This is a genomic window from Bradyrhizobium sp. HKCCYLS3077 (genome assembly GCF_051167555.1).
Classification (GTDB): domain Bacteria; phylum Pseudomonadota; class Alphaproteobacteria; order Rhizobiales; family Xanthobacteraceae; genus Bradyrhizobium.
Map to the genome: position 1 here is coordinate 1,361,414 of NZ_JBNPTH010000001.1, position 21,118 is coordinate 1,382,531.

The 21,118-nt window shown below is 66.1% G+C and carries 20 protein-coding genes and 1 pseudogene; 13 read left to right on the forward strand and 8 right to left on the reverse strand.

Translation table 11 applies throughout. The annotated features are described in order from the left end of the window. The first annotated feature begins 223 nt into the window (after nucleotides 1-223). Nucleotides 224-2,557 carry a xanthine dehydrogenase family protein molybdopterin-binding subunit gene (locus ACQR0Z_RS06010; protein WP_434917972.1) on the forward strand — a complete coding sequence of 778 codons (2,334 nt, stop codon included), beginning with the start codon at nucleotides 224-226 and terminating at the stop codon, nucleotides 2,555-2,557. A 273-nt stretch (nucleotides 2,558-2,830) separates the two neighbouring features. On the opposite strand, the gene ACQR0Z_RS06015 is transcribed toward ACQR0Z_RS06010, so the two are convergent. From ACQR0Z_RS06015 to ACQR0Z_RS06035, 5 genes are all read right to left on the reverse strand, one after another. Continuing rightward, complete coding sequence (locus ACQR0Z_RS06015) at nucleotides 2,831-3,916, reverse strand: tetratricopeptide repeat protein (RefSeq protein WP_434917973.1); 1,086 nt, start codon at nucleotides 3,914-3,916, stop codon at nucleotides 2,831-2,833. Between the two features lie 8 nt (nucleotides 3,917-3,924). Further along, the gene (locus ACQR0Z_RS06020) at nucleotides 3,925-5,106 is read right to left on the reverse strand and encodes a tetratricopeptide repeat protein (RefSeq protein ID WP_434917974.1); all 1,182 of its coding nucleotides are present in this window, start codon (nucleotides 5,104-5,106) and stop codon (nucleotides 3,925-3,927) included. Further along, a complete protein-coding gene (locus tag ACQR0Z_RS06025) occupies nucleotides 5,103-5,411 on the reverse strand; it encodes a hypothetical protein (RefSeq protein WP_434917975.1) in 309 nt (102 codons plus the stop codon). Before ACQR0Z_RS06025 ends, ACQR0Z_RS06020 begins: the two co-directional genes overlap by 4 nt. Nucleotides 5,412-5,475: 64 nt before the next feature. Further along, nucleotides 5,476-6,879, reverse strand: coding sequence for a sensor histidine kinase (locus ACQR0Z_RS06030; protein WP_434917976.1), 1,404 nt, complete (start codon nucleotides 6,877-6,879; stop codon nucleotides 5,476-5,478). Further along, a complete protein-coding gene (locus ACQR0Z_RS06035) occupies nucleotides 6,854-7,519 on the reverse strand; it encodes a response regulator (RefSeq protein ID WP_434860000.1) in 666 nt (221 codons plus the stop codon). The genes ACQR0Z_RS06030 and ACQR0Z_RS06035 overlap by 26 nt, the downstream gene beginning before the upstream one ends. A gap of 116 nt (nucleotides 7,520-7,635) precedes the next feature. Between ACQR0Z_RS06035 and ACQR0Z_RS06040 the strand changes: the two genes are divergently transcribed. The 6 genes from ACQR0Z_RS06040 (at nucleotide 7,636) to ACQR0Z_RS06065 (ending at nucleotide 12,913) form a co-directional block, all read left to right on the forward strand. Next, nucleotides 7,636-8,415 (forward strand): ABC transporter ATP-binding protein, encoded by a 780-nt coding sequence (locus tag ACQR0Z_RS06040; RefSeq protein WP_434917977.1) that lies wholly within the window; start codon nucleotides 7,636-7,638, stop codon nucleotides 8,413-8,415. 18 nt (nucleotides 8,416-8,433) lie between these two features. After that, entirely contained in the window at nucleotides 8,434-9,300 is an 867-nt protein-coding gene (locus ACQR0Z_RS06045) for an ABC transporter permease (protein WP_434917978.1), read from the forward strand. 38 nt (nucleotides 9,301-9,338) lie between these two features. Beyond that, nucleotides 9,339-10,352, forward strand: a complete 1,014-nt coding sequence (locus tag ACQR0Z_RS06050) for an ABC transporter substrate-binding protein (protein ID WP_434917979.1) — start codon at nucleotides 9,339-9,341, stop codon at nucleotides 10,350-10,352. A gap of 517 nt (nucleotides 10,353-10,869) precedes the next feature. Further along, a complete protein-coding gene (locus ACQR0Z_RS06055) occupies nucleotides 10,870-11,481 on the forward strand; it encodes a LemA family protein (RefSeq protein ID WP_434878462.1) in 612 nt (203 codons plus the stop codon). Between the two features lie 15 nt (nucleotides 11,482-11,496). Next, the gene (locus ACQR0Z_RS06060) at nucleotides 11,497-12,402 is read left to right on the forward strand and encodes a TPM domain-containing protein (RefSeq protein WP_434917980.1); all 906 of its coding nucleotides are present in this window, start codon (nucleotides 11,497-11,499) and stop codon (nucleotides 12,400-12,402) included. Nucleotides 12,403-12,415: 13 nt separating this feature from the next. Then, a complete protein-coding gene (locus ACQR0Z_RS06065; protein WP_434917981.1) occupies nucleotides 12,416-12,913 on the forward strand; it encodes a TPM domain-containing protein in 498 nt (165 codons plus the stop codon). 174 nt (nucleotides 12,914-13,087) lie between these two features. Here ACQR0Z_RS06065 and ACQR0Z_RS06070 read toward each other — a convergent pair whose 3' ends face one another. Beyond that, complete coding sequence (locus ACQR0Z_RS06070; RefSeq protein ID WP_434917982.1) at nucleotides 13,088-14,071, reverse strand: helix-turn-helix transcriptional regulator; 984 nt, start codon at nucleotides 14,069-14,071, stop codon at nucleotides 13,088-13,090. Between the two features lie 87 nt (nucleotides 14,072-14,158). On the opposite strand from ACQR0Z_RS06070, the gene ACQR0Z_RS06075 reads away from it, so the two are divergent. Further along, on the forward strand, nucleotides 14,159-14,800 hold the full coding sequence (locus ACQR0Z_RS06075) for a glutathione S-transferase family protein (RefSeq protein WP_434917983.1): 642 nt from the start codon (nucleotides 14,159-14,161) through the stop codon (nucleotides 14,798-14,800). A 42-nt stretch (nucleotides 14,801-14,842) separates the two neighbouring features. Here the strand turns inward: ACQR0Z_RS06075 and ACQR0Z_RS06080 are convergent, their stop codons facing one another. Next, complete coding sequence (locus ACQR0Z_RS06080) at nucleotides 14,843-15,619, reverse strand: GntR family transcriptional regulator (RefSeq protein ID WP_434917984.1); 777 nt, start codon at nucleotides 15,617-15,619, stop codon at nucleotides 14,843-14,845. 8 nt (nucleotides 15,620-15,627) lie between these two features. On the opposite strand from ACQR0Z_RS06080, the gene ACQR0Z_RS06085 reads away from it, so the two are divergent. From ACQR0Z_RS06085 to ACQR0Z_RS06105, 5 genes and pseudogenes are all read left to right on the forward strand, one after another. Further along, entirely contained in the window at nucleotides 15,628-16,677 is a 1,050-nt protein-coding gene (locus ACQR0Z_RS06085; RefSeq protein WP_434917985.1) for a ribokinase, read from the forward strand. A 251-nt stretch (nucleotides 16,678-16,928) separates the two neighbouring features. After that, nucleotides 16,929-18,056, forward strand: a complete 1,128-nt coding sequence (locus ACQR0Z_RS06090; RefSeq protein WP_434917986.1) for a helix-turn-helix transcriptional regulator — start codon at nucleotides 16,929-16,931, stop codon at nucleotides 18,054-18,056. A gap of 683 nt (nucleotides 18,057-18,739) precedes the next feature. Next, a pseudogene (locus ACQR0Z_RS06095) lies at nucleotides 18,740-18,889 on the forward strand (hypothetical protein); the annotation flags it as partial. 12 nt (nucleotides 18,890-18,901) lie between these two features. Next, entirely contained in the window at nucleotides 18,902-19,690 is a 789-nt protein-coding gene (locus tag ACQR0Z_RS06100; RefSeq protein WP_434918037.1) for a YadA family autotransporter adhesin, read from the forward strand. Nucleotides 19,691-19,694: 4 nt separating this feature from the next. Beyond that, nucleotides 19,695-20,501 carry a hypothetical protein gene (locus tag ACQR0Z_RS06105; RefSeq protein WP_434860012.1) on the forward strand — a complete coding sequence of 269 codons (807 nt, stop codon included), beginning with the start codon at nucleotides 19,695-19,697 and terminating at the stop codon, nucleotides 20,499-20,501. A 108-nt stretch (nucleotides 20,502-20,609) separates the two neighbouring features. On the opposite strand, the gene ACQR0Z_RS06110 is transcribed toward ACQR0Z_RS06105, so the two are convergent. Continuing rightward, nucleotides 20,610-21,002 carry a limonene-1,2-epoxide hydrolase family protein gene (locus ACQR0Z_RS06110; RefSeq protein WP_434860013.1) on the reverse strand — a complete coding sequence of 131 codons (393 nt, stop codon included), beginning with the start codon at nucleotides 21,000-21,002 and terminating at the stop codon, nucleotides 20,610-20,612. Between the last annotated feature and the right edge of the window lie 116 nt (nucleotides 21,003-21,118).

A 21,118-nucleotide genomic window follows, 5' to 3' on the forward strand; every position in this document is an offset into this window, starting at 1 on the left:
CACGTCGTCATGCCCGGGCTTGTCCCGGGCATCCACGTCCTTCCGCGCATGTCGAACGACGTGGATGGCCGGGACGAGCCCGGCCATGACGGTGTGGAAAGAGCTGAACTCAAGCTTGGATCCTCGTCTGCGAGGACCCCGCAGCGTCACGGCGGTGGTTGTGTCGGGCGGCAAATCCGCTAAAACCCCATGCAATTACATTGAACTTGCCAAGGATTCCCGGATGAACATTCTTCCCAACAATATGCGGTTCGGTGCGGGCCAGCCCGTGAAGCGGCTCGAGGATCAGCGGCTGCTGACCGGGAAGGGGCAGTTCATCGACGACAAGCCGGAAGACGGCGCGCTCTGGCTCTACGTCCTGCGCTCGCCGCATGCCCATGCCAGGATCCTGTCGATCGACACCGCCGCCGCGCGCGAGATCGCCGGCGTGGAGGCGATCTACACCGGCACCGATCTCGTGGCGGACGACATCGGCAGCATCCCGACGCTGGCGATTTTCAAGCGTCCCGACGGCAAGCCGATGACGGTGCCGCCGCGTCGCCTGCTCGCGCATGAAGTCGTGCGCTACACCGGCGAGGCGGTCGCGGCCGTGGTCGCCACCTCGCGCGTGATCGCGCAGGAGGCGGCTGAGGCGATCGTCGTCGACTACGAGGTGCTGCCGGCGGTGACCGATCCGGTGAAGGCGCTCGAGCCCGGCGCGCCCGCGGTGTGGGCCGAGGCGCCCGACAACATCGTCGCGGCGATGAGCTATGGCGATGCCGCCAAGGTCGAGGAGGCCTTCGCCAGCGCCCCGCACAAGGTGTCGCTCGACATCACCAGTCAGCGCCTGGTGCCCTCCGCGATGGAGCCGCGTTCGACCATTGCCGAGATCGAGAAGAAGACCGGCCGTCTCCTCTTGTATGTGCAGTCGCAGACGCCGGCCTCGACCCGCGACGTGCTCGCCGACGCCGTGCTGAAGCGGCCGAAGGAGAGCATCCGCGTGCTGGTCGGCGACATCGGCGGCGGCTTCGGCCAGAAGACCAATCTCTATCCGGAGGACGGCATCGTCGCCTATGCCGCGACCAAGCTGTCGAAGAAGATCCGCTGGCGCGCCGAGCGCACCGACGAGTTCGTCGGCGGCACCCATGGCCGCGACCTGACCTCGACCGCGGAGTTCGCACTCGATGCCAAGGGCAAGGTGCTGGCTTATCGCGTGCGCTCGATCGGCGCCACCGGCGCCTATTCGTCGGGCGCGGCCAACATCATCCCGCTGGTGCTCGGCCCGTTCGTGCAGACCGGCGTCTACGACCTGCCGCTGGTGCATTTCGAGATCAAGACGGTGATGACGCACACTGCACCCGTCGGCGCCTATCGCGGCGCGGGCCGTCCCGAGGCGGTGTTCATCGTCGAGCGCCTGTTCGACACCGCGGCGCGCCAGATCGGCATCGATCCGCGCACCATCCGCAAGGCCAACTACATCAAGCCGGCGCAGCTGCCCTACACCAACGCCGTCGGCCAGGTGTATGATTCCGGCGCCTTCGCCCACATGCTGGAGCGCGCCGCCAAGCTCGCGGACTGGGACGGCTTCAACGCGCGCAAGCGCGAAGCCAGGAAGCGCGGCATGCTCTATGGCCGCGGCCTGACCAGCTATATCGAATGGACCGGCGGCCGCGCCCACACCGAGAAGGTGTCGTTGCACGCGACCTCCGAGGGCCGCGTCATCCTGCATTCCGGCACCATGGCGATGGGGCAGGGCCTGCAGACCACCTACACGCAGATGATCTCGGACACGCTCGGCATCCCGCTCGACAAGATCGACGTCGTGCAGGGCGACACCGATCTCGCCACCGGCTTCGGCAGCGTCGGCTCGCGCTCGCTGTTCGTCGGCGGCACCGCGGTGGCGGTGTCGTCGAACGACCTGATCACCAAGGCGCGCGAGAAGGCCTCGAACCTCTTGGAGACCGCGGTCGAGGACATCGAATATCGCGACGGCGTCCTCACCGTCGTCGGCACCGATCGCCGCATCAGCCTGTTCGACATCGCGCAGAAGGAGCAGGGCGCCAAGCTGTCGGTCGACAGCGAGGGCGAGGTCGACGGGCCGAGCTGGCCGAACGGCACGCATATCTGCGAGGTCGAGATCGATCCGGACACCGGCATCAGCCGCGTGGTGCGCTACACCACGGTCGACGACGTCGGCGTTGCGGTCAACCCGATGCTGGTCGCCGGCCAGATCCATGGCGGCGTCGCGCAGGGCATCGGCCAGGCGCTGTACGAGAACGTCGCCTATGATGCCGACGGCCAGCTGCTGACCGCGACCTATCAGGACTACTGCATCCCGCGCGCCGACGACGTGCCGCCGATCGCCGTCACGCTCGACGATTCCGCCCCCTGCAAGACCAACCCGCTGGGCGCCAAGGGCTGCGGCGAATCCGGCGCCATCGGCGGCCCGCCCTGCGTCACCAACGGCGTCATGGACGCGCTATTCGAGCTGGGCATCACCAATCTGCAGACGCCGCTGACGCCGGAAAAGGTGTGGGCCGCGATCCGGGATGCGAAGGCGAAGAAGGCGGCGGCGTAAGTCCGGAGTTCAGCGCTCTTCACCGCATCTTGTTTGAACTTGGTCGCGTTCTGTCGGACTGAAGACGTCACCGAGAGCACGCTGCGCTCCCTCTCCCCGTGCTTACGGGGAGAGGGTCGGGGTGAGGGGCAGCGACACTGGAAGGGCCCATGAAGATCTAAGATCGCTCACGCCGGTTCCATCGAGCATCTCACCGAGAGCCTATCTAACGACTCGCACCACCCGTGACGCTGCTTGAACCCCTCTGCCGGTGAAGAACGGGGCGAGGGAGCGCTATCCGCGAATGGCGATGCCGCGGCCGCAGGCATTGTTGATGAAGCAGGCACGCAGAGCGTCATCGAGCTGCTCTGACCGCTTCCCATCAAGACCGACGTCGCGAAAGCCGTGGCCGCGCAGATAGACTTGCATCTGCAGGACCGCGCGGCGGCCGCCCAAGGCGACGATGGTTTCGAGATCCTGCCCGGCCTCCTGCAGCTTTCCGCTGCGCGTCAGGAGTAGCGCGCGTTGAACATACAGGTTCACGAGATCCGGTCTCACGGGACCGGGAGGCTGTCTGGCCCCTGGGAATCCCAGAAGCGCGTTGAGATCGGCGAGCGCGCCGGCATCGTCGCCGGACAATGTCCGGATCGCGGCCCGGAGCTGAAGGGCGCGTAAATCCGGGCGCACCGCAAGCACCGCGTCTGCATCCTCCCTGGCACCATCGTTGTTGCCGGTCCGGAGACGAAGCTCAGCGCGGTCTAGCCGAGTCGTCGGATTGTCGGGCTCAAGTTCGACAGCGCGATCGAGATCGCTCTCCGCCTGCTCAAGCTTGCCCAGCCTTGTCGCGATGAACGCCCGGATCCAGAGCGCATCGATATCGGTCGGGTTGAGCGAGAGGGCTTTCGTCACGATCTGAAGGCTGCCCTGGTCGTCTTGGGTGACGTTGATGAAGGCTTTGGTTGCCAGTGCGTCGGAAGCGTCCGGATTGATCTCCAGCACGCGATTGACGTCGGCCGCGGCTTCGCTGAGCTGACCGGGTATCCTGAGGCGGGCCCGCAGCAGGAGCGCCGAAGCGTTGGCCGGGTCCTCGACGATCGCCGTATTCAATTCCTCGAGCGCGGGTTCCGTTCGCAGAAGCTGGATCAGCTCTCTGGCACGGTCGACGCGCTGTCGCGAGCGCAGTTCGGCCGGCAAGGCCGAGGCGATCGCTGGCGGATCGCATTCGCCCCGCTGCCGGGCAGCGTAGCCGAGGTCGCATCGGCGCGATCCGAATGACCGGATCGGACCGGCCGTTCCCACCGCATCGTAGGCAAGGCCCTGCGTACTCACCAGTTCGGCAATCACGATGACGGCGAGGGCGAAACGCGTTGGGCTCATCATGTCCAGGCTCAGTTGCAGAGCTTGTCGAGCATGCAGGCACGCACCGCGTCCTCGAAGTCCGCAGTCACAGCAGCAGGAACCTCGCTCGATCGCCAATAGCCGGCTGCGCGCAATGCGAAGACGGTCTGCTTGAGTACGGCCTGGTCGATCGTTACGGCCTGCATCATGTCGTCGAAGGCGCGATCGGCTTGGTCGAGCTCGCGGTGCATGCGCGCCCGCATCCGCAGCGCGTCGCCAGAGTACGGATCGATGCTGACGGCATGGTCAAAATCCGCCAGCGCGTCCCGAAACTCCCGGCGCTGGACGTGAATCATGCCGATGCCGAAGAACGTCTGGAAGTCGTCGGAGCCGAGTGCGATCGCCTCCTGCAGATCGGAGAACGCCTCCTGTTGCCGGCCCGGTCTGTACGCCAGGAAGAACCCGCGGGCCGACAGCGAAGCCGCGGCGCGGCGATAGGCTACAGCCGCATTCAGGTCCCGCTCGGCCCGCTCGAATTGAGCGAGCGTTTGGTAGATGCGGGCGCGGGTCTTTAGGGCGATGATATGAAAATCGCGGCGGTCGCCGTTTTCGTCAAGGTAGCCCTGGCGGTTGATGTCCTCAGGAGCGATCGCGACCAGCGCGTCGGCGTCCTTGAGCGCGTCATCGAAACGACGCTGCCGTTGCAGGTTCTTGCAACGGAACAACAGGGCGTAGGCGTCTGTCGGGTTCGCTGCCAATGCCATCATATAGTAGCGATTTGCCTCTTCGAAGGCACCCACGTTCTCGTTCAGCGTGCCGACTGTCCTCAACGCGCGCCCGTTCGACGGGTTCAGCGCCAGAGCTCTCTGGAGAAACGACACCCCTTCCGGGTAGCGGTCGCCGCGGAAGGCAATGTTGGCACGCGAAACGAGCAGATCCTCATTGGTCGGTGTCAGCTTGATGGCCGAATCATAGTCCTGCCCGGCGAGGTCAAAGCGCTTTGTATTGTGGTAGCCCATGCCTCGAATGAACAACGCATATCCGCGCTCGGCTGGAGCCTTTGTCTCATCAGCGATGATCTCGGAGCAGGGGGCGATAACGCTCTCCGGACGGGTCTCGACGCGCGAACGCGAACATTCGCCTGCGTCCTCGGCTGCCGTGGTGCGCGCCATGCCGGCGCAGAGCATTGCGAATGCCGTCAGCATCGCTATCGAAAAGAAGCGGGTACTCACGGACGCACCGAACTCAGCGTATTTGACCAGGGATCGGCGGCGAACGTCCCGACGCACATCTTGCGATCAGCTCGGCCGTCGCTAAGGGGGGTGAGGAACGACACCAGGGAGGCACCGGTTGCCTGACGCCGGCATAGGCCCGCCTGATGCGGAGTGTCGAAACGTTCTGAGGTGACGGGCAGCGAACCATTGCTCTCGAGACTGGCTGCACTGGAGCAACTGGCTTGCTGTCCCCATGATGCCTGGCTACCGGCCACCAGAGCGGCCAGCGCGATCAGAACTTGGAGGATGGTCGGCCGGATCATTGCGGTCTCTCCCAAGACCGTGATCAGATACCTGCAAAAATCAAAGGAGCGTCTAACCGAGCAACTAAAGGTTTAGCGATTGAACGGCGGCTGTCGGCCGATCCGCCGGTAGCTCCAATAGCACGCTGAAACTTCCCGTTCCGCCTTTAAAGCGCACCCGGCCGCCATGGGCCTGCGCGACCTCCTGGGCGATGGCGAGGCCAAGGCCGGAGCCGTGGGATTCGTCGCCTTTCTGGAACGGCAACAGCAGCCGCTGCTGCGCTTCGGCCGCGATGCCTGGCCCGTCGTCCCAGACGATGATCGCCACCTGCGTTGCCGTTTTCTCCACCCTCACCATCAGCCGCGTTGTCGCCCCATGCGACAGCGCGTTGTGGATCAGATTGGCGAGCGCTTCGCGCAGGCTGATGGCATCCGCTGCGAGGAAGACATCATCGTCGGAGTCCACGAAGCCCACGGAAACTTCACGGTCCAGCGACAGCGGCACGCTCTGCGACAGCACGGACTTGGCCAGCGCGTTGATGTCGGTCGGCGCGAGGTGAGGTGCCTGCGCGCGGTGCTGGATCATCGCGTGATCGAGCAACTGACTCGTGAGGCGTGCAAGATCCCCGATGCGGCTGCGAAGCCGGTCGAGCGTCTTCGGATCTTTGGTTTGATCGCTCAGCAACTCCACCTCAGCATCGATCGCTGCCAGCGGCGTGCGTAGTTGATGCGTGGCGTCGGCGATGAAGCGCTGCATCAGCGTGATCCGCTCCGACAAGCGCTGCATGAAGCCGTCGATCGCGCCGACCAGGGCGCGGACCTCGCGCGGCGGCGTGATCGCGATCGGGCTGAGATCGTCCGGCCGCCGCTTGACGATCTCGGCTTCGATCCGCGTCAGAGGCGCGAACACCAGCCGCAGGCACAGTGCGGTGGCGACCAGCGCGAGCAGGCTCATCGCCGCGATCAGGCCGATCGCCTTGGACGCGAGATCCCAGGTCAGCGCATCGCGCGCGCGCAAGGTCTGCGCCAGCACGATCTCGCTCCAGCCGTCGCCGGAGGCACCATCGAGCCTGCGCGCCACCGCCGCGACGCGCACCGGTTGGTCGCGGTAGACGCCATCGCGCAGCACCACGCCTTCGCGCAGCTTACTCTTGGGCGCCTGGATCGTGAGATCGTCATAGCCGGCGACGACGACGCCGCGCGGATCGGTGACGCGATAGAACACGAGGTCATAGGCCGATAATGTCGCGAACGCGGCGGCCGGCGGATCGAGCGTCACCACGCCGCCCTGCATGTAGATGTTCTCAGCGACCTGCACGGCGCCGCCGGCGAGCAGCTTGTCATAGGCATCGCGCGCAGCCGTGGCGGCATATTGCCAGGCGGCAAGGCTGAGCACGATCGCACCGACCGCCAGGATCGCGCCGATCGCGATCAGGAGCCGCGCGCGCAGCGACGTCCTGAGGTCACGAAGCGTGGAGCTGATAGCCAAGGCCGCGCTCGGTCTTGATTTCGACGGTCGTCGCCGCCAGCTTGCGCCTGAGACGCGCGATGAACTGCTCGACGGCGTTCGGGCTCGGATCCTGGTCGAAGCTGAAGAGCTGCTCGACCAGTTCGTCCTTCGCCACGTAGCGCCCGGGACGAGCGGCCAGGATCTCCAGCACGGTGAGTTCGCGGCGCGTCAGGTCGAGCGGCTGGCCGGCGACGCTCGCGGTGCGCCCGGCGCGATCGATCACCAGCGGCCCCAGAGTCAGCAGATTGTCGGACTGGCCGGCCGCGCGGCGAAGCAGGGCGCGGGCGCGGGCCTCCAGCTCGCGATAGTCAAACGGCTTGATCAGATAATCGTCGGCCCCGAGATCGAGCGCGCCGATGCGGTCGTCGACCGCCGAGCGCGCGGTCAGCACCAGCACCGGCGTGCGCAAGCCGCGCTTGCGCAAGTGCTTGAGCACGGCGAAGCCGTCCATGTTCGGCAGCATCACGTCGAGCACGATCAGATCATAGGTCTGCACCTCGATCAACTCGCTCGCGGTGCGGCCGTCCTTTTCCCAGTCGACGGCGTAGCCGATCCGCTCGAACCGGCTGGTCACGGCGGCGCCGATCTCGGGCGTGTCTTCCACCAGCAGGATGCGCAAGGTCGTGGTCTCAGTCCCGGAGTCAGGTTCGCGTCAGTCTCCTCCTCTATCACTTCGCACAAGGGCGCCGAAGTGCACCGGGCGAAATTTCGCGCTGCAACATAGAGGGAGGACGCATGACCGTCCATCAGACACCATCCCAGTTCGAGCCGCTGCTCTCCGTCGAGGGCGTAACGCTCCAGTACAAGACGCCGGACACGCTGGTGACGGCGACGTATCGCGTCGATTTCAAGGTGTTCGATTCCGACCGCTTCGTGCTGCTCGGACCCTCCGGCTGCGGCAAGTCCACCCTTCTCAAGGCGATCGGCGGCTATCTGAAGCCGACCGAGGGCCGCATCCGCCTCAAGGGCCATGAGGTCACCGAGCCCGGCCCGGACCGGATGATGGTGTTCCAGGAATTCGACCAGCTGCTGCCGTGGAAGACGGTGCGCGAGAACGTCGTGTTCGCGCTGACCGCGAGCGGCCGGCTGAGCGCTGATGAGGCGCAGGAGCGCGCCAAGTCCTATATCGACAAGGTCGGCCTCACCAAGTTCATCGATTCCTATCCGCACATGCTCTCCGGCGGCATGAAGCAGCGCGTCGCGATCGCGAGGGGCATGGCGATGGAGCCGGACGTGCTGCTCATGGACGAGCCGTTCGCCGCACTGGACGCGCTGACCCGGCGCAAGATGCAGGACGAACTGCTGCAGCTCTGGCAGGACACCCGCTTCACCGTGCTGTTCGTGACGCATTCGATCGAGGAGGCGATCAAGATCGGCTCGCGCATCCTGCTGTTGTCGCCCCATCCCGGCCGCGTCCGCGCCGAGCTCAACAGCGTGCCGCCGGGCACGATGGGCTCGCCCGAGCAGGTCGCGCTCGAAGGGCGCATCAACGACATGCTGTTCGGCCATCACTAAAGGGACGGGAGAGAGATCATGAGCGAGACGCTGGCGCTGCGCCCCGAAATCGTCAATGCAGACACGTCCCTCGGTGACGTCAAGGTCGAGGCGAGCCTGTCCTGGCTGGAACGCATCTACCGCTTCGGTGCGGTCCGCAAGGCCATCATCCTGGTCGCGCTTGCCGCGCTGTGGCAGGCCTACGGCGTGTGGCTCGGCAATCCGCTGCTGTTTCCGACTTTCACCGACACGCTGTCCGCCTTCTTCGAGAACATCGCCAATGGCGTGATCCCCGCGCGCACGCTGGTGTCGCTGGAGACGCTGCTGATCGGCTACGGTGTCGGCATCCTGCTCGCCGCCGTGCTGACCACGATCGCGATCGGCTCGCGGATCGGCGCCGATCTGCTGGAAGCGCTGACCTCGATGTTCAACCCGCTGCCGGCGATCGCGCTGCTGCCGCTGGCGCTGATCTGGTTCGGCCTCGGCAAGGGCAGCATCATCTTCGTGCTGGTGCATTCGGTGCTGTGGGCGATCGCGCTGAACACCCATTCGGGCTTCCGCTCGGTGTCCAACACCTTGCGCATGGTCGGCCTGAACTACGGCCTGCGCGGGCTGAAGCTGGTGCGCTTCATCCTGATCCCCGCCGCCTTCCCGGCGATCCTGACCGGCCTGAAGGTGGGCTGGGCCTTCGCCTGGCGCACCCTGATCGCGGCCGAGCTGGTGTTCGGCGTGTCCTCGGGCTCGGGCGGCCTCGGCTGGTTCATCTTCGAGAACCGCAACCAGCTGGAGACGGCGAACGTGTTCGCCGGCCTGTTCACCGTGATCATCATCGGCCTCGTGATCGAGAACGTCGTGTTCGCCACCATCGAGCGCAAGACGGTGCGGCGCTGGGGCATGCAGCACTGATGGGCTATAACCACAACAACAACGAGAGGGAGACGACAATGTCCTGGAGCAAATCACTCACCGCCGCCGCGTTCGGCCTCGCCGCGCTGCTCGGCAGCACCGTCGCGCAGGCCGAGGTCAAAGAGATCAGGCTCTCCAAGGGCTACGGCATCCTCTATTTGCCGCTGATCGTGATGGAGGATCAGAAGCTGATGGAGAAGCAGGCCGAGAAGGCCGGGCTCGGTCCGTTCAAGGTGAGCTGGCAGCTGCTCGATGGCGGCAACATCATCAACGATGCGATGATGGCAGGCTCCCTCGACATCGCCGGTACCGGCGCGCCCGGCTTCATCACCTTGTGGGCCAAGGCCAAGGGCATCCCGGCGGTGGAAGTGGTCGGCGTCAGCGGTCTCAGCTCGACCTCGCTGTGGATGAACAGCAACAATCCCGAGATCAAGTCGCTGAAGGATTTCAAGCCGAGCGACAAGATCGCGCTGCCGGGCATCAAGACCTCGCTGTCGGCGGTGATCCTGCAGATGATGGCGGCGCATGAGTTCGGCCGTGAGAACTACGCCAAGCTCGATCCGATGACGGTCGGCCTGCCGCATCCGGAAGCGGTGGCGGCGCTGACGTCGGGCAAGACGGAGATCACGGCGCATTTCACCTCGCCGCCGTTCTCCTATATCGAGCTGAAGGATTCCAAGATCCACCGCGTCGCCAATTCCGCCGACGTGCTGGGGCGTCTCACCATGGACGTGGTGTTCGCGCCGAAGCGCTTCGTCGACGCCAACCCGAAGGTCGTGCAGGCCTTCCTCGATGCGCTCGACGAGGCCTGCACCCTGATCGCCAACGACAAGGCCGCCGCCGCCGAGATCTACGCCCGCACCGCCAAGGTGAAGACCACCAAGGAGGAGGTGCTGGAGATGCTGCAGGACAAGGACACCTGGTTCTCGGCGACGCCGGAAGGCGTGCTCAAGATCGCCGAGTTCATGCACGGCGTCGGCTCGATCAAGGTCAAGCCGGCGAACTGGCAGGACATGTTCGTGACGCAGCTGCGCGACCGGAAGGGAAGCTGAGGCGAGCAGCGAGTCCCGCTGCAAGACATCGGCCCAACTTTCTCCGCCCGTCATTCCGGGGCGCGCGTAGCGCGAGCCCGGAATCCATAACCACGAACGGCCTTGCGACGAAGACGCGCCACAGCCATCCCGCGCCACACGTCCGCTCGTGGCTATGGATTCCGGGCTCATCCGCGCTACGCGCGAATGCCCCGGAATGACGGCGTGTGTCGCCACTGCCGTGCCGTCCATTTCTCCCGCGCGGACCGCCGCGACATTGTGGCCCAACTCTCTCCGCCCGTCATTGCGAGCGCAGCGAAGCAATCCAGGGTGGTGGGCGGGACTCTGGATTGCTTCGCTGCGCTCGCAATGACGGTGGAAAGAGTGTGCCCGACAACGCGCAGCAAGCTCCGGAACTCCCCTGAACCCATGCAGCAGCCGTCAAGACCCATTTTCTGGCTGCCGGCGGCGTCATTGCGCCGTCGCCAAAGCTGTGCTGTGTGATGGTGGCACAACCGGACGAAGAGGGGGACGCGCGATGCGGAAATTGCTGACAGTGCTGGCGGCGCTGATGACGCTGAGCCTGACCAATTGCGGCTACAATTCCATCCAGACCAATGACGAGCAGGTCAAGGCGGCCTGGTCGGAGGTGGTCAACCAGTATCAGCGCCGCGCCGACCTCGTGCCCAACCTCGTCAACAGCGTGAAGGGCTTCGCGCAGCAGGAGAAGGACGTGCTGCTCGGCGTCACCAACGCCCGCGCCAAGGTCGGCAGCGTCCAGGCCACGCCCGACGTGGTCAACGATCCCGCCGCATTGCAGAAGTTCCAGGCGGCGCAAAGCGAGCTGACCGGTGCGCTGTCGCGGCTGCTGGTCGTCACCGAGAACTATCCGCAGCTGAAATCCGATCAATTGTTCCGCGACCTGATGTCCCAGCTCGAGGGCACCGAGAACCGCATCACCGTGGCGCGCAACCGCTACATCAAGTCGGTGCAGGAGTATAACGTCGGCATCCGCACGTTCCCGAACAACCTGACGGCCATGATGTTCGGCTACAAGGAGAAGGCCAACTTCACGGTCGAGAACGAGCGCGAGATCTCGGTCGCGCCCAAGGTCGACTTCAACGCGCCGTCGCCCGCGCCCGCCAAGTAGCCGGAGCTTCCGCTCGTGCGCGCGCTGCCGGTCGTCAAGGCGCTGCTTGCGACGCTGCTCGTCTGCCTCGCCACGCTGGTGTGGGCCGACGTCGCGGTGCCGCCGCTGACCGGCCGTGTCGTCGACCAGACCGGCACGTTGTCGTCGTCCGACATTGCCAGCCTGACGCAGAAGCTCAAGGATCTGGAGACCCGCAAGGGCAGCCAGGTCGCGGTACTGATCGTGCCGACGACGCAGCCGGAGACGATCGAGCAGTTCGCGATCCGCGTGGCCGAGGCCTGGAAGATCGGGCGCAAGAAGGTCGATGACGGCGCGCTGCTGGTGATTGCCAAGAATGATCGCAAGCTGCGCATCGAGGTCGGCTACGGCCTCGAGGGCAGCCTGACCGACGTCACCGCGCGGCGCATCATCGACGAGGTCATCACGCCCAAATTCCGCCAGGGCGATTTCGCCGGCGGCATCAATGCCGGCGTCGACCGCATCATCGGCGTGATCAATGGCGAGACCCTGCCGGTGCCGCAGCCGCAGGCCTCGCATGGCGACGATCTCGACTTCGATTCCATCACATCGTTCGCGCCGGTGGCGCTGTTCGGCGCGCTGGTGATCGGCGGCATCCTGCGCACGCTGCTCGGCCGCCTGCTGGGCTCCTTCGCCACCGGCGGCGCGATGGGCGTGATCGCCTGGCTGATGGTGGGATCGGTGGGGCTTGCCGCGCTGTCGGGGATCGCCGGCTTCATCATTGCCTTCATCGCCGACAGTTTTGCATCGATGTCGGGCCCGGGCAGCGGCCGCCGCGGCGGCTGGTCTGGTGGCTCGTCGTCATCGGGCTGGAGCAGCGGCAGCAGCAGTTCGAGCGACAGCGGCAGCTTCTCCGGCGGCGGCGGCAGTTTTGGCGGCGGCGGCGCCTCGGGCAGCTGGTGAGGGGGGGGCGATCATGAGCATCACACGGATCGGCCGTCACCTGCTGCACCACCACTGGCAGCTCAAGCGCATCTTCACGCCGGAGGTGCTGGCGCGCATCGAGCAGGCGATCGCGGCCGGTGAGCGCACGCATGCGGGGCAGGTCCGTTTCGTCGTCGAGGGTGCGCTCGATGGCCGGCCGCTGTGGCACAACCAGCCGCCGCGCGAGCGCGCGCTCGATGTGTTCTCGCAACTGCGCATCTGGGACACCGCTGATAACAACGGCGTCCTGATCTATCTGCTGCTGGCCGATCGCGACGTCGAGATCATCGCCGACCGCGGGATCCACGATCGCGTCGGCGCGGAGGGGTGGGAGACGATCTGCCGCGCGATGGAGGCCGAGTTCCGCGCCGGGCGTTTCGAGCAGGGCGTGATGCAGGGCATTCAGGCGGTCTCCCGCGAGCTCGCCAAGCACTATCCACCGCACGCCGGCGAGACGAACGAACTGCCCGACGCGCCGGTGGTGATGTAGCTCAGATCGTGCCGTGTGTTTACGCCAGCCGCTCGCGCTCACCCCGGCTGGATGCGAGCGCGCGCCGCTCTCACCCCGTCATTGCGAGCGCAGCGAAGCAATCCAGAGTCCCACCCACGCCCCTGGATTGCTTCGCTGCGCTCGCAATGACGCGGAGAGGGCAGGGCTTCCAACTCACACCGTCTTCTCAGCCACGCCGTAGCGCTTCACCATGTCCCGCGCCAGCTCCGCCATCTTCGCGCGCAGCTCGGGCGGGTCGAGCACCTCGGCCTCCGGGCCGAACCGCAGCAGCTCGCCCGCCGCATGCCACAGCGTCGCGCCGGTCGGGATGGTCGCGATGCGCCAGCCCTGAGCATCTGCTTCGTCAGCGATGCGCGTGCGCGCCCGCACGTAAGGCTGGCTCCAGACCTCCAGCAGTTTCACGCCGAGCGGCGACAGGCGCACGGTGGCCGCATTCGGATGCATCTCGGCCTCGAGCCGCTCCGTCGCGGCGCGCCAATAGGCGGCGAGGTCGAAATCGGCGGGCCGCGCGAAGCTCTCGGTCGTCACCGCGCAATCGAGGATGCGCGCGACGCGATAGGTCCGCACGCTGCGCTCGACCCCTCCTGCGAGATACCAGCTGCCGCCCTTGAGCACGAGGCCGAGCGGCGCGATGCGGCGGCGCTTCTCGGCGCGCCAGGTCTGATAGCGAATGTCCACCAGGACCTCGCGCAGCAGCGCATCGGCAATGGGACGCAAATGCTGCGGCTCCTCGGCCTCGCCGAACCAGCCGGGCGCATCAAGATGGAAGCGGGCCTGCATACGTCCGGCGGTGGCCCGCGACGCCTGCGGGAGCGCTGCCACGAGCTTGCTCTGCGCCGCGCTCATCGCGCCGTCGAGGCCGAGCGCCGCGGCCGGGCCGGGCAGGCCCGCCATGAACAGCGCGTCGGTCTCCGCCGGCGACAGCCCGTTCAGTCGCACGCGATAGCCGTCGAGCAGACGAAAGCCGCCCTCGGCGCCGCGCTCGGCATAGACGGGAATGCCCGCGGCCGACAGTGCATCGATGTCGCGATAGATCGTGCGCACCGAGACCTCGCAGGCGTCGGCGAGCTCGGGGGCGGAGGCCTGGCCCTTGGCCTGCAGGGTGGTGAGGATCGAAAGCAGACGGCTGGCGCGCATGCCGCGGTTAAACCATACCTGACATGGATTGTCAGGTATGCTGTGCGACAAGCCGGAGATCGCAACGAACCAGGGGAGGAGACCATCATGGCAACCGACGACACCATCACGCTGTATTATTCGCCGCAGACCCGCGCCGCCGGCGCGCGCATCCTGCTGGAGGAGCTCGGCGCGCCCTATCAACTCCACGTACTCAACATGAAGGCCGGCGAGCAGCGCAAGCCGGAGTTCCTGGCGATCAATCCGCTCGGCAAGGTGCCGACGGTCGGCCATCGCGGCCAGATCGTGACCGAGCAGGTCGCCATCTTCATCTATCTCGCCGATCTGTTTCCGCGGGCCGGCCTGACGCCTGCGCTCGACGATCCCCTGCGCGGGCCCTACTTGCGCTGGATCGCTTATTACGGCTCCTCGTTCGAGCCGGCGGTGATCGATCATTTCATGAAGCGCGAGCCCGCGCCCGTCACGCAGTCGCCCTACGCCGACTACGAGACGATGCTATCAGCGCTCGAGGCGCAGCTCGCCAAGGGGCCCTATCTGCTCGGCGAGCGCATGACGGCCGCCGACATTTTGTGGGGCGTCGCCTTCAACTGGACGATGATGTTCGGCATCGTGCCGCGCAAGGACGTGTTCGTCCGCTATGCCGAGCGCATCACCCAGCGTCCCGCCTTCCAGCGCGTGACCGCGTCGGATGTCGAGATGGCGGCACAGCACGCGGCGGCAGCAGGCTGACGCGACGCGGCCAGAGGTGAGCGGCGCCGCCGCTCACCTCGGCTAGATCTTCATCTTCAGCCGATAGGCGTAGCTGTCGCCGCGGAACAGGCCCTCGACATATTCCAGCATGCGGTTGGTCGGATCATAGGTCCGGCGCTTGATCAGCAGCGAGGGCAGCGGTTCGGTGAAGCCGAAGATCGAGCACTCCTCCGCATCGGGAGAGGTGGCCTCTATGGTCTGCTCGCAATGATCCGGCGGCGCGCCATGCGCGGCGAGATAGGCGTAGACCGAGCCCGACAGATCGGCCTGCTCGAGGCTCTGGCAGGCATCAAGGCTATACCACGCGACCTCGCGTGACAGCGGCACGCCGTCGCCAAAACGCACGCGAACGAGCTTGAGAAACCGCGCCGTCGACGGCAGGCCGAAGATCGAGGCGATCAGCCGATCGCTGAGCGCCTGTCGTTCGAGAATCTTGGAGGACGGCTTGCGGCCGAGCTCCTCCATCTCCTGCGTGAAGCCCTTGAGGCGGTTCATGCCGGGCTCGAGAACGGTCTCCGGCTTCTGCACGATGTAGCCGAGCCGGCCATGCGCCGCGAGCAGCCGCCGCTTGCGCAGCGCATCGTAGGTGTTCTGCACGGTCGTCCGGCTGAGGCCCAGTTCAGCCGCGAGATGGCGCTCGGCCGGCATCGTCGCGCCAGGCGCAACCGCGCCCTGCTCGATCATGGCCGCGAGCTGCTCTTCGAGCTGGCGATACAGCGGCATCGCCGTGTCTTCGCGCAGCTCGAGACGATCGATCAGGCTGTCGAGCTTGGGTGGGGAGCTTTTGCTGCGGTTCAATTCTCTACATGACCGTTGTAAAATCGAGTGAAAATGACCTAGCGGCGCGACTTCTATCCCGATTGTTGCGCCGAGATCAACGGACGTTCATGCCAAACGACGGTCTTCTCTTTGTCATAGGTAGCTTCGTTGCAGCAAGTGCCGCCAAGGTTGAAAGATTCCCGCGGCCCGGCGAATCCATGACCGCGAACGCCTTTGCCCTGGAGCCCGGAGGCAAGGGGCTCAACCTCGCGGTGGCCTGCCGGCGATTGGGCACGCAGGTCGACGGCATCGTGCCGATTGGCGACGACATGCTCTCCGGCCTTGCCGCATCGGCGCTGGACCGCGCCGGGCTTCCCGGCGAGATGCTTCGCCGGCTTCCCGGTCCGACCGGCGCGGGCATCGGCTTCATCGATGCGCAAGGCGAGAATTGCCTGGCCGTCTTCCCCGGTGCGAACGGGCGTCTGAGCGCCGAGGATGTGCGCGAGAAGCGCAGCGCGATCGCGCGCGCGGACATCACCATGGCCCAGTTCGAGGTCGGCGATGCGCCGATCATCGCGGCGTTCGAGATTGCGCGCGACGTGGGCAGGGCGACGCTTCTCAACCCTTCGCCGCTGCGTCCGCTCGACCCGCGGCTGCTCGCGCTGACGACCATCCTGGTTGTCAATGCCAATGAGGCTGCGGACCTGGCCTCTGATCTCGCGGGTGTCGGCAGACCAAGCTTCGATGCTGAACTGACCGACGCAGGACTTGGAGAGATCCAGGCCTTGGCCGAGGCGATCATGGCGAGGGGTCCCGCGATCGTCGTCGTGACGCTCGGCCGGGGCGGCGCCGTATTCTGCCGCAGCGGCCAGCCGCCGTTTCACCAGCCGAGCTTTTCGGTCGTCGCGGTCGATACGCTCGGCGCGGGCGATGCCTTTGCGGCGGGGCTCGCTGTCAGTCTCGCTGAGGGGCAATCGCCGGAGAATGCGATGGCGTTTGCGAGCGCCTGCGGCGCCATTCTTGCCAGCACGTGGGGCGTGTTCGACGCCTTTCCCGACCGCGCTGCCGTCGAGGCCCTGCTGCGCGCCCATCGCTGATCGCACGCGGTCGGAAAACGGCCCGTGCGACCCGCTCACCGCCCGCGCCACGCTCCCTGAGGAATTCTAAACAGAGGGGCTTGTTTTGGACTGTGTTTGGACCTTTAATGGCTGCAAGGGTATTCGAGGCGGGTTGCGGTCGAGCCGATCGCAGCGCGCTCCCGCCCTTCGGGCATGGGGCCGTTCGCAAGCGCCTGAGGTGGTTGCGCGAGGTTGAGTCATGCCCGCGTGAATGCCTCTGGCCGTTGGACATGACCGACGCGTTGTTCGTTGAGATCATCGGAGCGATCTATCAGGCGGCCCATGATCAGACGGTCTGGCCGGACGTGGTCGAGAAGCTGCGGACTTTGCTGCAGGGGTCCAGAGCCTGTCTCGTCAGGATCGGGCCGGATCGCCGTCCCGGCGATCTCATCGCGCCCAGCAACGATCCCGCCTTCCAGGATCGCTACATGGCCGAGTTCCTGGACGAGCCCAACATCATCGAGGACACGCTGCTCCGGGCCCCCGTCGGTCTCGTCTATCATGACCTCGATCGGATCGGGCGCGAGACGCTCCGCGACAGCCGCCTGTGGAACGAATGGATGGCGCCGCAGGACATGTATGGCGGACTGACCGTCAAGCTTTATGAGTTCGGATCGTCGGCGTGGTTCTTCGACGTCCAGCGCGGCCGCGACCAGCCGCCATTCACCTCGTCGGATGTCGGGCTGCTTGAATCCGTGACGCCGCATCTGCGGCGCGCCTTGGAGCTGAGCCGGTCGATCGGCCTGTCAAAGCTGTCCTGGGCGACCTTGCAGCATCTGCCGATCGGATTGATGGTGGTCGACAGCGCGCAGCATGTGGCGGCGCTGAATGCTCCGGCGGAGCGCATTCTCGCCGCGGCGGGCGCCGCGCTGTCCGTGCGCAGGGGCATCCTCGCAGCCGCCAGCCCGCAGAAGAACGCGCAATTACAGCGCTTCCTTGCCGATGTCTGCGCGGCCTCTCATTCCGCTGATCATGCGGCGGGCGGCGACATCATGTTCGGCGAGCTCGACGGCGAAGGCGCGCCGCTGCTGGCGCTGTCGATCTGTCCCGCGCGGGTCGGAGACATTCCCACGCTGGCGCCATGCGCCATCGTGATTTTGCGCAAGATCGCGCCGGAGACGCCGGCCGGCTTCGTCGACGAACTACGCCGGCTGTTCGACCTCACGCCGAAGGAAGCCGATATCGCGGCCGTGCTGAGCTCCGGCCGGTCGCTGAAGGACGTCGCGGCCGGCTCCGGCATCAAGTTCAGCACCGCGCGCAGCCATCTCGAGCGGATCTTCCGCAAGACCGGCACGAAGCAGCAGAGCCAGCTCGTCGCCGTGCTGAAGGACGTCCAGCTGATTCTTCAGCGCGAATGATGTCAGCGCACCGTCGGCGGTCGGCCGTCGGTCCGTGACTCCCCACGTAATCCGTCGCGATCGACTATGCGCTGAGCCAATTGCGCCAGCACGTCTCCCATCCAGAATGTGCTCCGCGCATGCCAGCGCGTCAGCACCGCGCACGCATGTCGACCGCATCGTCCGCAAGACCGGCACCGGCCGGCAGAGCCGGCTCGTGGCCGTCCTCGAGGACGAGCAACTGACAACGCCACGCGACGAGACAACCGCTTCCAAAGTCCTGGCACGCTGATGATGTCGCCCCCGCTGTCATCGTCCGCAAAGCGGACGATCCATTGCGCTTCGGTCCACGATGTCGCGGAGGACTGGATGCTCCGCCTTCGCGGAGCATGACAGCGGTGGGGGCGACGAAAGCACGACTCGAAGCAAGCGCAGGCTCGCAGGAAACGCTCGTCTCGGCGCAGCTCTGTCCGAGTCGTTGATGTGGCAGGCCAGACACAATCGGACATCATCTGCAGGCCGTTCTACAGAGTTCCGCCATTTGCCGGACGTCGGCGCCGGTCGTGCCGGTGCACTGTTTGAACGAGCAGATGAGCCGCACGTCGCGGGCGAGGCATCGAGATGTCGCGCCCCACTCCGACGTGCACCGGATCAAGGAGTTGTCGATGAAGTCTCTGATGTCGTGTCTGTCGTCCGCCGCGGTGATGGCTGTCATAGCCATCGCATCTGCTTCGACCGCCTCGGCGCAGCAGGTCTGCGACAGCGGCGGCGCGCCGAGCGGAACGGCTACGGGTGCAAGCTCTTTTGCTTGTGGTGACAACGCACAGGCAACCGGGGCCCTCAGCATCGCAATTGGAAGATTTTCATTGGCGTCCCGTGACTCGGCAAGTGCTATCGGAAACGGCACTACGGCGTCGGCGAACTACGCAACGGCTCTCGGCAACGGCGCCTTTGCGCCCGGCCTCCAATCAACCGCGGTGGGAGCTGCCACTGCCGTCCTCGGCGGATCCAGCACCGCTGTCGGCTTCCAGGCTGCTGTCGGAAACAACGGCACCAACGGCGTGGCAATCGGCTCCGGCGCACTCGTGCTCGAGGCAAATGGTGCAGCGTTCGGTTCGAACTCGGAGGTCAGGGCGGTCAACGGAACGACGCTCGGCAATGGCGCCTCGGTCACTGCGGCCAACAGCGTGGCCATCGGCACAGGATCGGTCGCGAACCAGGCCAACACCGTTTCGATGGGCGCCGTCGGCAACGAGCGCCGGGTCACCAACGTCGCCGCCGGTGTCAATGCGACCGACGCGGTCAATGTCAGCCAGCTCACGGCGGTGGCCAACAATCTCGGCGGCGCCGTGCAGGGCCAGCTCGATGGCTTGCAGACCAGGGTCAACGGCCTGCAAACCCAGGTCAACGACAATCTGCGCGAGGCGCGCGCCGGCATCGCGCTGGCGATGGCCGCCGGCGCGCTGCAGTTCGATTCCCGTCCGGGCAAGGTGTCGGTCGCCGGCGCCTATGGCAACTTCAAGGGTTATTCGGGCCTCGCGGTCGGCGTCGGCTATGCCGTGACCGAACGCCTGCGCTTCAATGCGACGTTCTCGGGCACGCCGGATCAGAACGCCTATGGCGGCGTCGTCTCGGGCTCCATCACGCTGAACTGAGCTCGTGCGTCTCGAACTCTCGCTGCCCTGCCTTTGCGTCGTCGCGGCCGGTCTGGTGCTGGGAGTGCTCTCCAGTCCCAGCGTCAGCCGCGCCGAGCCGCCGCTGAAGCTGGTGCAGGCCCCACCGGAGCGCGAGGCGCCGGCGCCGGCCGGGACGATCGCGCCGGAGCCCGCGAAGCCACGTCCGGCCAAGCCGGCGCCGCCGAATGGGTCGGCGCGCGCGGCCCCCGCGCCTGCGCCGCTGGCCAGCGGGATCGCCGCGCCCGCGGTCGATGCCGCTGGTCTCAGCCAGCCGCAGACTCCCGAGCCCGTGATGCATGCGGCGCGCGCGGGCCTTGGGCCCTGCCTGCCCGCGGTCGAGCGCGGTGCCGCCTCCAGCATCGATGCGCCTCACAACGCCGTCTCCAACTGGTACCCCGGCGCGCCCAATCTCCACGCCTTCTCGTCGATCGCGGCGCAGACCTATCCGTCGGCGATGGCGCCGCGCGCAGCCTCAATCCTGCTGGCGACACCATCGGCGACCGGCTGCGACGCCAGCGCGATCCAGGTGTTTCCGACCGCCCGGTCGTGCGCCGATGTCGAGCAGGAGTTTCTCAAGAGCGGTCCGGCGATCGGCCGGGTCGCCGGCCTGCCGGTGTTCAAGATGAATGGCGGCCACCGCCTGCTGATGCCGAGCGCCGGCAATGGCTGCGTCATCATCGGCCTCACCGTGCAATACGTCCCCGCCGCCCCGCCACCGCCGCCGTCGATCGTGGCGCCGAGTGCCGAAGGGGCGGGGACGCAACCGCAAGCTGCCCAGGCGAAGAAGTAGACGTTTGCAGGAAGCCAGCTCTTCTCAGCATGCGTTCGGGGAGCGCGCCTTGTGGCCATCCATGATGAGCCGCGGCGCGCTCCTTCTCAGGATCCTGAACTGATTCCGTTACCGCTTGATCTGCGCAAGTTGACGGTCGAAATCGGCGGCATCAAAGTAGTCCCGCCACACCGTGATCATGCCGTTCGCGACGGTAATCGTCCCCATCACGGGAAGCGTGATGGTCCCGCCGCTCTGGTGGGTGAAGACATCGACGCGCTCGTTGAGCACGACGTTGCCGTCGGCGGCGATCGCGGTGACCTTCCAGTCGACGGTGAACGCCGTCCCGATGCCGAAGCCTTCATGAAACTGACGGACATTGTCGCGCCCGACAATGTCGGGGAACGGTACGTTGTCGTAGAGCACGTCGTCGGACAGCATTGCGAGGGCCTCGTCGATGCGGTTGGCGCTCCAATGCGCGAAGAAAGTCTTGGCGATGTCGATCGGTTCGGAGGATGCCATTATGCGTTTCCTTGTTTCTGAGTTCCGAATTTGTCACTCCGTCATGCCCGGGCTTGTCCCACGGCTGTCCGGCAGGATTCCTGCTTCATGCGGCTTCCTTCATTGGGGGGCGAAGT

Bases quoted from the DNA above. Each gene is read 5' to 3' on its own strand.
- ACQR0Z_RS06010 (WP_434917972.1), top strand. From the start codon at position 224: ATGAACATTCTTCCCAACAATATGCGGTTCGGTGCGGGCCAGCCCGTG.
- ACQR0Z_RS06015 (WP_434917973.1), bottom strand. From the start codon at position 3,916: ATGATGAGCCCAACGCGTTTCGCCCTCGCCGTCATCGTGATTGCCGAA.
- ACQR0Z_RS06025 (WP_434917975.1), bottom strand. From the start codon at position 5,411: ATGATCCGGCCGACCATCCTCCAAGTTCTGATCGCGCTGGCCGCTCTG.
- ACQR0Z_RS06040 (WP_434917977.1), top strand. From the start codon at position 7,636: ATGACCGTCCATCAGACACCATCCCAGTTCGAGCCGCTGCTCTCCGTC.
- ACQR0Z_RS06045 (WP_434917978.1), top strand. From the start codon at position 8,434: ATGAGCGAGACGCTGGCGCTGCGCCCCGAAATCGTCAATGCAGACACG.
- ACQR0Z_RS06050 (WP_434917979.1), top strand. From the start codon at position 9,339: ATGTCCTGGAGCAAATCACTCACCGCCGCCGCGTTCGGCCTCGCCGCG.
- ACQR0Z_RS06055 (WP_434878462.1), top strand. From the start codon at position 10,870: ATGCGGAAATTGCTGACAGTGCTGGCGGCGCTGATGACGCTGAGCCTG.
- ACQR0Z_RS06065 (WP_434917981.1), top strand. From the start codon at position 12,416: ATGAGCATCACACGGATCGGCCGTCACCTGCTGCACCACCACTGGCAG.
- ACQR0Z_RS06070 (WP_434917982.1), bottom strand. From the start codon at position 14,071: ATGCGCGCCAGCCGTCTGCTTTCGATCCTCACCACCCTGCAGGCCAAG.
- ACQR0Z_RS06075 (WP_434917983.1), top strand. From the start codon at position 14,159: ATGGCAACCGACGACACCATCACGCTGTATTATTCGCCGCAGACCCGC.
- ACQR0Z_RS06085 (WP_434917985.1), top strand. From the start codon at position 15,628: ATGACCGTTGTAAAATCGAGTGAAAATGACCTAGCGGCGCGACTTCTA.
- ACQR0Z_RS06090 (WP_434917986.1), top strand. From the start codon at position 16,929: ATGACCGACGCGTTGTTCGTTGAGATCATCGGAGCGATCTATCAGGCG.
- ACQR0Z_RS06110 (WP_434860013.1), bottom strand. From the start codon at position 21,002: ATGGCATCCTCCGAACCGATCGACATCGCCAAGACTTTCTTCGCGCAT.